Source organism: Streptomyces sp. NPDC088762 (genome assembly GCF_044750905.1).
In the GTDB taxonomy this organism is placed as follows: domain Bacteria; phylum Actinomycetota; class Actinomycetes; order Streptomycetales; family Streptomycetaceae; genus Streptomyces.
Genome location: NZ_JBIVKT010000004.1, coordinates 246636 through 258195 on the forward strand (window position 1 = coordinate 246636; position 11560 = coordinate 258195).

9 protein-coding genes are annotated in these 11560 nt (G+C 72.9%); 5 read left to right on the top strand and 4 right to left on the bottom strand.

Translation table 11 applies throughout. The features are described from left to right. Positions 1-45: 45 nt before the first annotated feature. A complete protein-coding gene (locus ACIP5M_RS12640; protein WP_401195606.1) occupies positions 46-771 on the bottom strand; it encodes an ABC transporter ATP-binding protein in 726 nt (241 codons plus the stop codon). After that, positions 768-1862 carry an ABC transporter permease gene (locus ACIP5M_RS12645; protein ID WP_401196303.1) on the bottom strand — a complete coding sequence of 365 codons (1095 nt, stop codon included), beginning with the start codon at positions 1860-1862 and terminating at the stop codon, positions 768-770. The genes ACIP5M_RS12640 and ACIP5M_RS12645 overlap by 4 nt, the downstream gene beginning before the upstream one ends. Before the next feature lie 134 nt (positions 1863-1996). Here ACIP5M_RS12645 and ACIP5M_RS12650 point away from each other — a divergent pair, with 134 nt between their 5' ends. Both ACIP5M_RS12650 and ACIP5M_RS12655 read left to right on the top strand, forming a co-directional pair. Next, on the top strand, positions 1997-3313 hold the full coding sequence (locus ACIP5M_RS12650) for a sensor histidine kinase (protein WP_401195608.1): 1317 nt from the start codon (positions 1997-1999) through the stop codon (positions 3311-3313). Beyond that, positions 3310-3939, top strand: a complete 630-nt coding sequence (locus tag ACIP5M_RS12655; protein WP_401195611.1) for a response regulator — start codon at positions 3310-3312, stop codon at positions 3937-3939. Before ACIP5M_RS12650 ends, ACIP5M_RS12655 begins: the two co-directional genes overlap by 4 nt. A gap of 17 nt (positions 3940-3956) precedes the next feature. Here the strand turns inward: ACIP5M_RS12655 and ACIP5M_RS12660 are convergent, their stop codons facing one another. Continuing rightward, positions 3957-5447 carry a PLP-dependent aminotransferase family protein gene (locus tag ACIP5M_RS12660; protein ID WP_401195613.1) on the bottom strand — a complete coding sequence of 497 codons (1491 nt, stop codon included), beginning with the start codon at positions 5445-5447 and terminating at the stop codon, positions 3957-3959. Between the two features lie 264 nt (positions 5448-5711). Between ACIP5M_RS12660 and ACIP5M_RS12665 the strand changes: the two genes are divergently transcribed. The 3 genes from ACIP5M_RS12665 to ACIP5M_RS12675 all read left to right on the top strand — a co-directional run bounded on the left by ACIP5M_RS12665 (position 5712) and on the right by ACIP5M_RS12675 (position 9848). Next, the gene (locus ACIP5M_RS12665) at positions 5712-6380 is read left to right on the top strand and encodes an NTP transferase domain-containing protein (protein WP_401195616.1); all 669 of its coding nucleotides are present in this window, start codon (positions 5712-5714) and stop codon (positions 6378-6380) included. Positions 6381-6632: 252 nt separating this feature from the next. Next, positions 6633-8252, top strand: coding sequence for a malate synthase A (gene aceB / locus ACIP5M_RS12670; RefSeq protein WP_401195618.1), 1620 nt, complete (start codon positions 6633-6635; stop codon positions 8250-8252). A 405-nt stretch (positions 8253-8657) separates the two neighbouring features. Further along, a complete protein-coding gene (locus ACIP5M_RS12675; protein WP_401195620.1) occupies positions 8658-9848 on the top strand; it encodes a GDSL-type esterase/lipase family protein in 1191 nt (396 codons plus the stop codon). 157 nt (positions 9849-10005) lie between these two features. Here the strand turns inward: ACIP5M_RS12675 and ACIP5M_RS12680 are convergent, their stop codons facing one another. Continuing rightward, positions 10006-11406: a nucleobase:cation symporter-2 family protein gene (locus ACIP5M_RS12680; RefSeq protein WP_401195622.1), complete on the bottom strand. Its 1401-nt coding sequence runs from the start codon at positions 11404-11406 to the stop codon at positions 10006-10008. Between the last annotated feature and the right edge of the window lie 154 nt (positions 11407-11560).

Here is an 11560-nt window from a genome sequence, read left to right on the forward strand (position 1 = left end):
CGCGCGCAGGGCCCGTATGCGCTGCCCCCGCCCCGGTCTGCGCGGCTAGCGCGCCTGCCTGGCCCCCTCCGCCCGCGCCGCCCCCTGAACGGCGGCAGCGGGGGCCTCGGTGAGGCGGCCGTCGGCCATCGTGGCCGTACGGTCCATCCGGTCCAGGTGCGCGTGGTCGTGCGTGACCAGCACCGTGGCGGTGGAGCGCTCGCGGGTCAGGGTGACCAGCAGGTCGAGCACCGCCGCGCCGCGCTCGTGGTCGAGGGCGCTGGTCGGCTCGTCGACCAGCAGCACGGCGGGCTCGTTCATCAGGGCGCGGGCGATGTTGATCCGCTGCCGCTGGCCGCCGGAGAGCTGATGGGGCCGCTTGTCGGCCTTGTCCGCCAGCCCCACGGCGTCCAGCAGCTCGAGCGCGCGCCGGCGCAGCGCCTTGGAGGGGCGGCCGGAGAGGTGCGCCATGACCTGGAGCTGCTCGGCGGCGGTGAGCGAGGCGAGCAGGTTCGGCTGCTGGAAGACGATGCCGATCTTCTCCCGGCGCAGGGCCGACTTCTCGGCGGCGCCGAGCCCGGAGGTCTCCTGGCCCGCGACGACGACCCGGCCCGCGTCCGGGGTGACCAGGGTGGCGGCCACCGCGAGCAGGCTGGACTTGCCGGAGCCCGAGGGTCCGATCACCGCCGTCAGCGTGCCCGCGGGCACCTCCAGGCCGACGGCGTCGAGGGCGGTGAGCCGGCCGTCGCCGTCCGGGTAGGTCAGGGTGACGTCGTGGACGAGGAGGGTCATCGGGCGCTCCCGAGGGCGGTCAGCGGGTCTACGGCGGTGATCCGCCGGATGGACAGGGCCGCGCCCAGCACGCCCAGCACGATCATGATCGCGGCCGGTACGAGCACGGTGGCGGGGTCGAGGACGAAGGGCACGTTCCCGCCGCTGATCAGCGCGCCGAAGCCGACGGCGAGCGCGGTGCCCAGGCCGGTGCCGATGGCGAGCATGACCACGGCCTGCCCGAGGGCGTCCCTGAGGAGGTAGGGGGTGGAGGCACCCAGTGCCTTCAGCACGGCGATGTCCCCGCTGCGCTGGATCGTCCACACGGTGAAGAAGGCCCCTATCACCAGGGCCGAGATCGCGAAGAGGAAGCCGCGCATCAGCTGGAGCGAGCCGTTCTCCGCCTGGTACGAGCCGATCGCGCCCAGGGCCTCGTCCACGGTCTGGGCCTTCGTGCCCGAGGCCTCGCCGGCGGCGTCGAGGTCCAGGCCGCCGCCGTCGGCCGCGGACACGGCGACGACGGTGGCGAGGGCGTCGGCGGAGGGGCCCGGGTTGCCGAGGCGCTGCCAGTCGTCGAGATCCGTCCAGACGACCGGGGTGTGGCTGTAGGAGGCGGTACCGGACACGGCGGCCACGGTCAGCTCCAGCGGGCCGATCCTGAGCTTCGCGCCGGCGGTGAGCCCGCCGAGCTCCTTCGCGGCCTTCTCGGTGAGGACCGCCCGGCCCCGGCCGAGGCCGCCGCCGCGCGGGCCGAGCTTCCCGGCCGGGTCGACGCCGAAGACGGAGACGGCCGCGGTGCGCCCGTCCGCGGCGGCGTTGGTGGTGCGGATGCCGAGCGGCTCCGCGGACGCCACCCCGGGCCGGGCCCGCCAGGCCTGCCAGGCCGATTCGGGGACCTGGGAGTTGGTGAAGGACACCTTCTGGTCACCGGCGGGCGCGGCGAAGGCCAGGTGCGTGGCGGGCAGGCCGGTGATGGCCGAGACGTTCTCCCGGGCCAGGCCGGAGGTGAGCCCGGACAGGAGGCCGACCAGCAGGGTGATGAGCAGTACGACCGAGCCCATGAGGGCGAACCGGCCCTTGGCGAACCGTAGATCTCTCCATGCGACGAACATGGTCCCCACCTTGGTCTTCGGCGGGAAGCGGAGGCATCGCGCCACGGTAGCGATCCTGGTATCGAAGGGTGCACGCGGACATCGAACTTTCGGTTGACCGGGGGCGTCCGGGGCCCGCTTACGCTGGTCGGGCCATGACTGCACGCGCCCCTGCTCCCGCCCCCGCCGCGGATCCCCCGGTCCCCCGCGCCCCCACCCCCGTATCGAAGGTGCTGCGGCTGTGCCTGCACGCGCTGCTGCTCGGGCTGCTCGGGCTGGCCGCCGGGCGGGCCGTCGCCGACTCCGCGCCCCGGGCCGGGTGGGTGGTGGCCGTGTGCGCCGTGCTGGCCGCCGTGTACGCGGGCGGCGTACGGGCCCCCTCGGTGCACCGCTCGGCGCGCGCGGCGGCGGTGTGGCTGGCCGGGCTCGGCGCGGCCTGGGCGGCGCTGCTGGCGGTCTCCCCCGACGGGCTGTGGATCGCCTTCCCGCTGTACTTCCTGGAGCTGCACCTGCTGCGGCTGCGCTGGGGGATCGCGGCCGTCGCGGTGACCGCCTGCGCGGCGATCGGCGGCTTCTTGGGACACAACGGCCTCGCGCACGGCGGCGCGGTTCCCCCCGGGGCCTTCCTCGGGCCACTGCTGGGCGGGGCCGTGGCGGTGGCGACCGTACTGGGCTACCAGGCGCTGTACCGCGAGAGCGAGCGCCGCCGGGAGCTGATCGAGGAGCTCATCACGACCCGGGCCGAGCTGGCCGCCGCCGAGCGGGGCGCGGGGATCCTCGCCGAGCGGGAGCGGCTCGCGCGGGAGATCCACGACACCCTGGCGCAGGGCTTGTCCTCGATCCAGCTGCTGCTGCGGGCCGCCGAGCGGTCCCTCTCCGAGGGCCGCCCGGGGGCTGAGGCCGCCGGCGCCTCCTCCGCGGCGGCGCTCGCGCACATCGCCCGGGCCCGGGAGGCCGCCCAGGAGAACCTCGCCGAGGCGCGCCGGTTCGTACGGGCCCTCACGCCGCCGGACCTGGAGCACGGGTCGCTCGCCGGGGCGCTGGAGCGCTTGTGCTCCGGGGTGCCGGGGCCGCGGGTGCGGTTCTCGCTGAGCGGCAGGCCGCGGGTGCTGCCCACGCCCTACGAGGTGGCCCTGCTGCGGATCGCGCAGTCGGCGCTGGCCAATGTGGTGCGGCACGCCCGCGCCGGGCGTGCCGAGATCACCCTGACCTTCATGGACGCCTCGGTCACGCTGGACATCGTGGACGACGGGCACGGCTTCGATCCCTCCTCGGCGGCGCCGGGCGCACCGGGCGCGCCCCGTCCCGGCGGCGGAGGCTTCGGTCTTCCGGCGATGCGCTCGCGCGCCGAGACCCTGGGCGGGCTGTTCACCGTGGAGTCCGCGCCCGGCCAGGGCACCGCCGTGGCCGTCACCCTGCCGTTGCCGCTGGAACCCCTGGAACCCCTGGAGCCCGTGGAGGCCCGGCCATGACCATCCGCCTGCTGCTCGCCGATGACCACCCGGTGGTCCGGGCCGGGCTGCGCGCCGTACTGGACACCGAGCCGGACTTCACGGTCGTCGCCGAGGCCGCGACCGCCGAACGGGCGGTGGAGCTGGCCGCCGCCGAGCCGGTGGACGTGGTCCTGATGGACCTGCAGTTCGGCGCGGGGATGCACGGCTCGGCGGCGACGGCGGCGATCACCGCCCGGCCCGGGGCGCCCCGGGTGCTGGTGCTGACCACGTACGACACGGACGCGGACATCCTGGCGGCGGTGGAGGCCGGCGCCTCGGGCTACCTGCTCAAGGACGCCCCGCCGGAGGAACTGGCGGCGGCGGTCCGTACGGCCGCGGCGGGCCAGTCGGCGCTGGCACCGGCGGTGGCGCTGCGCCTGATGGACCGGATGCGGACCCCGGCGGAGGCGCTGACGAAGCGGGAGCTGGAGGTGCTGCAGCTGGTCGCGGACGGCCTGTCGAACCAGCAGATCTCCAAGAAGCTCTTCCTCAGCCAGGCCACGGTCAAGTCCCACCTCGTGCACGTCTACGCCAAGCTCGGCGTCGACTCCCGCACCTCGGCGGTCGCGGCGGCGGCCACCCGCCGCCTGATCCGCACGCCGTAGGCTCCCGTCCCGGCCGCTCAGGCCACCCAGTGAGGGCGCTCCACGGCCGGGGTCAGGGGGACCCCCTCGTGGAAGGCCGCCGCGAGTCGGCGCACGCCCTCGTCCAGGCGGGCCTCGGGGAGGGTGTACGGGATCCGCAGCCGGTGTTCGAAGGTGCCCGGGTCCACCCCGAAGCGGGCCCCGCGGCCGATGTGGACCCCCGCGTCGGCGGCGCGCTCGGACAGGGCGGAGCTCACGGGCTCGCCGAGGTCCACCCAGAGCGAGAGCCCGCCCGGCGGGAGCTGCCAGGACCATTCGGGGGTGTGCCGCTGGAGGGACCGCACCAGGGCCTCGCGCCGGCTCCGGAGCTCGGCGAGGCGCCCGGGCAGGGACCGCTCCAGGCTCTCCATGAGCGGGAGGGCGACCAGCTGGTCGAGGACCGAGCCGGTCATGTCCGCGGAGACCCGCAGGGCCGTCACCTCGGTGATCATCTTGGCGGTGGCCCGGATCCAGCCCACCCGCAGGCCGCCCCAGTGGGTCTTGCTGAGCGACCCGATGGTGATCACGTGGTCGGCGCCGCCGCGCGGGGCGAGGGAGGCCAGGGGCGCGGGCGCGGGGACGTCCAGGGCGATGTCGGCGATCGTCTCGTCCACCACCAGCCAGGTGCCGGTGGCGCGGGTGGCCGCGAGCAGCCGCAGCCGCTGCTCCGGCGGCATCAGGGCGCCCGTGGGGTTGTGGAAGTCGGGGATCACGTACGCCAGCCTGGGCACGGTCTGGCGCAGGGTGGACTCGGCTATCTCCATGTCCCAGCCCGCGTCGGAGACGGCGATGGAGCCGGTGCGCACCCGCGCGTGGCGCAGGGCGTCGAGGGCGTTGGCGTAGGTGGGGTTCTCGGTGACCACCCGGTCCCCGGCCCGGCAGAGCAGGCCGACGACGAGGGCGAAGGCCTGCTGGGCGCCCGCGGTGATCAGGATCTGCTCGGGGCGGGTGGGCAGCCCGCGCCGCGTGAACCGGTCGGCGACGGCCGTGCGCAGGTCGGGCAGGCCGAAGGGGTGGTAGCCGGGCGAGCGGGCGAGTTCGGGCAGGCGCGGGGCGGCCCAGGCGAAGGCCTCGGCGAGGCTGCCGGCCGGGGCGCCCATGGCGGCGATGGCCAGGTCGATCCCGGGGTCGCCGTCGGGCCGGCCGCCGGTGCCACCTCCGATGAGGGCGGACGCGCCGACCGCCCCGTGCCCGTCGGGGAGCTCGGTCCAGGTGCCGGAGCCGCGCCGGCTGCGGACGTAGCCGCTCTCGCGCAGCAGGTCGTAGGCGCCGGTGACGGTGGCCCGGCTGGCGCCGACGGCCTCGGCGAGCTCGCGTTCGGCGGGCAGCCGGACGTGCAGGGCGATCCGGCCGTCGAGGATCAGCGTGCGCACGGCGTCGGCGAGCGCCCGGTAGCCGGGCCGGGCCAGCACTTCGGCGGGGAGCAGGGCCGCGAGCTGGCGGCTGCCGATGGTTCTGTCCGCTGTCTGGACCACTCGCCCGTTTGCCATGCCAACCTCCCCTGATTGGCTCTGCCCGCCAGGCCAATCGAGGACCAGACTCGCCGTATTGGCCCCCGATTGGCAAGGAGACGCCGAGATGCTGACCGACCGTGACGAACGTGCCCTGCTGGCCGCCGCGGAGAACCGGATCTCCGAGCCACTGCGGATCGGGGCGGCGCTGGCCTCCGTACGGCGCGCGCTGAGGCGGCGCCCGCCGGTCCCGGCCACGGCCACCACGACCACGGCCCCGGAACAGGAGCGAGAATCGGCGGCATGTCCTCCCCCTCCGGCCACACCGGCGCCCCGGGTCCGGCCCGCTCAGGCACTCCATCCGATCCGGCCCGGTCTGCCGACGCACCGGTGATCGCGGGCCTGCTCCTCGCGGCCGGCGGCGGCCGGCGCCTCGGCGGGCGGCCCAAGGCCCTGCTCCCCTACCGGGGCCGCCCGCTGGTGGAGAACGCCGTACGGGTGCTGCGCGAGGGGGGCTGCGGCCCGGTGCACGTGGTGCTCGGCGCGTCCGCCGCCGAGGTACGCGAGCGGGCGGACCTGGCCGGCTGCGTGGTCGTGGACAACCCGGACTGGGCGGAGGGGATGGGCTCCTCTCTGCGGGTCGGCCTCGCCTCGCTGGCCAGTACGCGGGCCCGCGCGGCCCTGGTCTCGCTGGTGGACCAGCCGGGCATCGGGCCGGCGGCCGTGGCCCGGGTGCGGGAGGCGTACCGCTCCCCCGCGAGTCTGGTGGCGGCGGCGTACGACGGGGAGCGCGGTCATCCGGTGCTGTTCGGCGCGGACCGGTGGGCGGACATCGCTGCGACGGCGACCGGCGACAAGGGCGCGCGGGTGCATCTCACCCGGCATGCGGGTGAGCTCGTCCTGGTGGAGTGCGCGGACATCGCGGAGGCCTATGACATCGACACCCCGCCCGACCTGGCACGACTTGTCTGAGCACGGCGTGACGACGGTGGCACTGAGGGCCACCGAGGAGCGGAATCTGTCGACTCAGAGAATCTTGACATCAACAAACCATTGAACTTCCACCATGAGGAAATTACTATCCACTGGTCAGAAGCGCCCTGAACCCATAGACGGCGCCCGCGACCGTATCCCGGAACTCTCCACACCCGACGGCACTGCGTGCCGTCTCGCGCGAGCATTCCCACGCGGCCGCCAGGCACCGCCGCTGAAGGAGTGACAGATATGTCCGCACCAGCGCCGTCCCCGCTGGCCATCGTCGACGCCGAGCCCCTGCCCCGGCAGGACGAAGTCCTCACCGAAGCGGCCCTCGCCTTCGTGGCCGAGCTCCACCGGCGGTTCGCCCCCCGCCGCGCCGAGCTGCTGGCCCGCCGCGCCGAGCGCCGCGCCGAGATCGCCCGGACCTCCACCCTCGACTTCCTCCCGGACACCGCACAGGTCCGCGAGGGGGACTGGAAGGTGGCCCCGGCTCCGGCCGCGCTGAACGACCGCCGTGTGGAGATCACCGGTCCGACGGACCGCAAGATGACCATCAACGCCCTGAACTCGGGCGCCAAGGTCTGGCTCGCCGACTTCGAGGACGCATCGGCTCCCACCTGGGAGAACGTCGTCCTTGGCCAGCTCAACCTCATCGACGCCTACGAGCGTCGCATCGACTTCACCGACGCGCGCACCGGCAAGTCGTACGCCCTTAAGCCCGCCGCCGAGCTGGCGACCGTCGTCATGCGGCCGCGCGGCTGGCACCTCCAGGAGCGCCACCTGCAGTTCGAGGGCGCCCCGGCCTCCGGCTCGCTCGTCGACTTCGGCCTGTACTTCTTCCACAACGCGCAGCGCCTGATCGACCTGGGCAAGGGCCCGTACTTCTACCTGCCGAAGACGGAGTCGCACCTGGAGGCGCGCCTCTGGAACGACATCTTCGTCTTCGCCCAGGACTACGTCGGCATCCCGCAGGGCACCGTCCGCGCGACGGTCCTCATCGAGACCATCACCGCCGCGTACGAGATGGAGGAGATCCTCTACGAGCTGCGCGACCACGCGGCCGGCCTGAACGCGGGCCGCTGGGACTACCTCTTCTCGATCGTCAAGAACTTCCGGGACGGCGGCGAGAAGTTCGTCCTGCCGGACCGCAACGCGGTGACGATGACCGCCCCGTTCATGCGCGCCTACACCGAACTGCTGGTCCGCACCTGCCACAAGCGCGGCGCGCACGCGATCGGCGGCATGGCGGCCTTCATTCCGTCCCGCAAGGACGCCGAGATCAACAAGGTCGCGTTCGAGAAGGTCAAGGCCGACAAGGACCGCGAGGCGAACGACGGCTTCGACGGCTCCTGGGTCGCCCACCCCGACCTGGTCCCGATCGCGATGGCCTCCTTCGACGCGGTGCTCGGCGACAAGCCGAACCAGAAGGACCGGCTGCGCGAGGACGTCTCGGTGGCCCCGGGCGAGCTCATCGCGATCGACTCCCTGGACGCGAAGCCGACGTACGAGGGCCTGCGCAACGCGGTCCAGGTCGGCACCCGCTACATCGAGGCCTGGCTGCGCGGCCTCGGCGCCGTCGGCATCTTCGGCCTGATGGAGGACGCGGCCACCGCCGAGATCTCGCGCTCGCAGATCTGGCAGTGGATCAACGCGGGCGTCGTCTTCGAGAACGGCGAGCGGGCCACGGCCGAGCTGACCCGCAAGATCGCGGCGGAGGAACTGGCCGCCATCCGCGCCGAGATCGGCGAAGAGGCCTTCGCGGCCGGCAAGTGGCAGCAGGCACACGACCTCCTCCTCCAGGTCTCCCTGGACGCCGACTACGCCGACTTCCTGACCCTCCCCGCATACGACCAGCTCGTCGGCTGACACCGAATTCGGCTGTCCCGCACAGCAGTCGAAAACCACCGCCTCCGCCCCTGCCGCCCACGCGCCGGGGGCGGAGGCGTTTTCACGCCGGGGTCACAACCGGCGAGGGGCCCAGCAGCCGCTGCAGGAGGTCTTCCGCGGCGGCGCCAGGCCGGAGCGCGCCGCGAGTGCGCCGCGGCGGACGGGAATGGCCGGTTGGGGAACAGCGGGATTCGGCCACTTCCGAGCGGGTCTGTCCCGAACGACCGGTCGGTTGTTACTTGTTCGTAACTTGCCTGTACCTAGCGGTAACAAGTGGGCGCGTGTCACCTTTCCGATGCCACCGGCCGGCGGTACCCCCACTTTCCCAGCCATGCACCGGAGTTCGTCACCGGCTCCCGCATGGCCGAACGCAGGAGTTCCGCCGTGATCGGATTCCGCACCGCCAGCAAGGACCGGGCCCGCCGTCGCGTGCGACGACTGGGTGGGGCCGGGATGATTCTGCCGCTCGCCGTCGGGGCGCTGCTGGCCGCCGGGGCAGGGACCTCCGCGGCCAGCCCCGGAGCCGGGCCGACCGCCGTGGTCTCCATGGGCGACAGCTACATATCCGGTGAGGCCGGGCGCTGGAAGGGCAACAGCCTCACCAACACCGGCAGCCGGAACGGGACCGACCGGGCCTGGGTGAGCGGCAGCACCTACGATCCCGCCAAGGTGTACGGGACCACCGCGGGCGGCTGCCACCGGTCCGACTCCGCCGAGGTGATCAGCGCGGGCGCCCTCGCCGAGAAGGCCGTGAACCTGGCCTGCTCCGGGGCGACGTCCGCGAACGTGTTCCGCGCCTCCAGCGGCGGCGTCGCCTTCAAGGGCGAGGCCCCGCAGGCCGATCAGCTCGCCGCCGTCGCCGCGAGCAACAACGTCAAGGTCATCGCGCTGTCCATCGGCGGCAACGACCTCGGCTTCGCCGACATCATCAAGGAATGCGCGCTCGACTTCACCCTCTGGTACTCGTACTGCTACGACGACCAGCAGGCCGAGGTCGACGCGAAGATCGACTCGGTCATGGCGAACGTCGGCAAGTCGGTGGACGAGGTGCGGGCCGTGATGCGCGGCGCCGGGTACGCCGACTCCTCCTACCGGATCGTGCTCCAGTCCTACCCTTCGCCGATCCCGCGCGGCGCGGAGAACCGGTACACGCAAAGCGACTGGAGCCGCCTCAACACCGGCGGCTGCCCCTTCTGGAACCGGGACTCGGACTGGGCGCGGGATTCCCTCGTGCCGCAGATAGCGGGCCGGCTCAAGGGTGTCGCCGCCGCCAAGGGCGTGCAGTTCCTGGACCTGCGGGACATGCTGCAGGGGCGCGAGGTGTGCGCGAAGGCGAGCAAGCAGGTGAGTTCCACGGTGCCCGCGTCGGCCCAGACGAGCGAGTGGGCTCGCTGGATCGACAACAACGAGTCGCAGGGCCTCATCCAGGAGTCCATGCACCCGAACCACTTCGGCCAGCTGGCCGCCGGACGCTGCCTGTCCCTGGCGGTCGCGCAGCCCGCGAACTCCGCGGTCGGCTGCAAGAACACCGCCGGGGCGGACCAGACGGGCATGTTCCTGACGCCGGCTCCGTAAGCCGCGGCCGCAGGCCGGGAACCGCATACGGACGCGGCGGTGCGCACGCCACACCCGCAGTGGGTGGCGTGCGCACCGCCGTGAAGCGTCCGGCCGGGCCGGGAGTCGGCGCACCGGATCAGTGCACCGGGTCGGCCCACCCGGGCAGCGCACCGGGTCAGTGCACCGGCACCGGCTCCGGGCTTGCGGCCGCGGCCGCGCCCTTCTTGGCGCCGAGGTGGTTGAAGGCGAGGTTCAGCACGATGGCCACCACGCAGCCGGTGCTGATGCCGGAGTCGAGGACGACCAGCAGGTCCTTCGGGAAGGCGTGGTAGAACTCCGGCGCGGCGATCGGGATCAGGCCGATGCCCACCGAGGCGGCGACGATCAGGGCGTTCTCGCCCTTCTCCATGGCCGCGCCCGCCAGGGTCTGGATGCCGCTGGCCGCGACCGACCCGAAGAGGACGATGCCGGCGCCGCCGAGGACCGGCAGCGGGACCACGCCGATGACGGAGGCCGCCATCGGACACAGCCCCAGCAGGATCAGGATGCCGCCGCCGGCCGCGACGACGAACCGGCTGCGCACCTTGGTCATGGCGACGAGCCCGATGTTCTGGGCGAAGGCGCTGCACATGAAGCCGTTGAACAGCGGGCTGAGCGCGCTGCCGAGGGTGTCGGCGCGCAGACCGCCCTCGATGACCTTCGCGTCGGCCGGCCGGCCGACGATCTTGCCCAGGGCCAGGATGTCGGCCGTGGACTCGGTCATGCAGACGAGCATGACGATGCACATCGAGATGATGGCGGCGACCTGGAACTGCGGGGCGCCGAAGTGGAACGGGGTCGGGAAGCCGACCACCGAGGCGTTCTTGACGGCGTCGAAATTGGTCATGCCCAGCGGCAGGGCGATGAGCGTACCGGCGACCAGGCCGAGCAGGATCGAGATCTGCTGCAGGAAGCCGCGCAGGAACTTGCGCATCAGCAGGACGATGACGAGCGTGAGCGCCGCCATGCCGATGTTCTGCATCGAGCCGTAGTCGGTGGCGGTGCGGTTCCCGCCCTGCGACCAGTTGAAGGCGACGGGCAGGAGCGAGACGCCGATCAGGGTGATGACCGTGCCCGTGACGACCGGTGGGAAGAACCGGACCAGTTTGCCGAAGTAGGGGGCGGCGAAGAAGCCGATGACTCCGGCGACGATGATCGCGCCGAAGATGATGGGGATCGCGTTGTCCCCCTCCCCCTTGCCTATGGCGATCATCGGGGTCACACCGGCGAAGGAAACACCGTTGACGAAGGGGAGCTTGGCGCCGATCTTCCAGAAGCCGAGGGTCTGGAGGAGGGTGGCGAGCCCCGCGGTGAAGAGCGAGGCGCCCATCAGGAAGGCGGTCTCGGTGGCGGACAGACCGACGGCGGGGCCGACGATCATCGGGGGTGCGACGACACCCGCGTACATGGCGGCGACGTGCTGGAGGCCGCTGGTGAACATCTTCAGCGGGGGAAGGGTCTCGTCGACCGGGTGTTTCTCCCCGGAGCCCTCCGGTACTGCGACTGCGTCTTTGCGAAACCTGGGCGGCAGGGCCACGGCTTCCTCCGGTCGTTGTTTAAACACGCCGCCAGCGACGTGGGTTCAGGGAGGTGGTGCGAAAGCTGTGCGAGTCGAGCCTGTATGGAGTTGTGGTGAAGCGAATGCGTTTCCCAAGGGGCGTCGAAACGACGGCAGAACGGTTCGCCCAAAC

Bases quoted from the DNA above. Each gene is read 5' to 3' on its own strand.
- ACIP5M_RS12640 (WP_401195606.1), bottom strand. From the start codon at position 771: ATGACCCTCCTCGTCCACGACGTCACCCTGACCTACCCGGACGGCGAC.
- ACIP5M_RS12645 (WP_401196303.1), bottom strand. From the start codon at position 1,862: ATGTTCGTCGCATGGAGAGATCTACGGTTCGCCAAGGGCCGGTTCGCC.
- ACIP5M_RS12650 (WP_401195608.1), top strand. From the start codon at position 1,997: ATGACTGCACGCGCCCCTGCTCCCGCCCCCGCCGCGGATCCCCCGGTC.
- ACIP5M_RS12655 (WP_401195611.1), top strand. From the start codon at position 3,310: ATGACCATCCGCCTGCTGCTCGCCGATGACCACCCGGTGGTCCGGGCC.
- ACIP5M_RS12660 (WP_401195613.1), bottom strand. From the start codon at position 5,447: ATGGCAAACGGGCGAGTGGTCCAGACAGCGGACAGAACCATCGGCAGC.
- ACIP5M_RS12665 (WP_401195616.1), top strand. From the start codon at position 5,712: ATGTCCTCCCCCTCCGGCCACACCGGCGCCCCGGGTCCGGCCCGCTCA.
- aceB (WP_401195618.1), top strand. From the start codon at position 6,633: ATGTCCGCACCAGCGCCGTCCCCGCTGGCCATCGTCGACGCCGAGCCC.